1 protein-coding gene is annotated in these 490 nt (G+C 70.6%); it reads left to right on the forward strand.

Going from position 1 to position 490, the window contains the following annotated elements; genetic code table 11:
• Positions 1-282 precede the first annotated feature (282 nt).
• A partial coding sequence (locus tag DSP71_RS23055) for a glycerate kinase (protein ID WP_181800654.1) occupies positions 283-490 on the forward strand: 208 nt, incomplete at its 3' end.

Raw genomic sequence — 490 nt, forward strand, 5'->3', positions numbered from 1 at the left:
GGCGAAACCCGTCGCGATGTTCGCTGACCCCGACATCGTCAGCGGTGGTTTCAGTCCGCTGGATCTGCGTCGACTCTCGGTGGTACTGGCTCCCGCGATGTTCGTGCTCGTCGCGGTGTTCGCCCTCTGGGTATGGCCGTCGATGGGGCTGCCTCTGTTGCTCTGACCCGCAGCGTCCCGTTCACCCACCCGCTTCACTCCGCGTGCGCCGCCGGTGCACCGGTGCTCGTCGTGCCCGCACACCGGGCGCTCGTCGCCCGTTCGGGCGCAGAAGGAGGAATCGTGTCCATCCACATCCCGCAGCGCATCCTGGTCGCACCCAGCGGATTCAAGGAGAGCCTGAGCGCCGAGGCCGTCGCGCAGGCGATCGCCGCCGGTGTGCGTCGGGTCATCCCCGGCGTGCAGGTGGACGAGTATCCGGTGCCGGACGGCGGGGAGGGCACGGCAGCCGCGCTCGCCGCGGCGACGGGCGGCGAACTCATCGCCGCCC

Source organism: Microbacterium sp. H6 (assembly GCF_003314775.1).
In the GTDB taxonomy this organism is placed as follows: domain Bacteria; phylum Actinomycetota; class Actinomycetes; order Actinomycetales; family Microbacteriaceae; genus Microbacterium; species Microbacterium oxydans.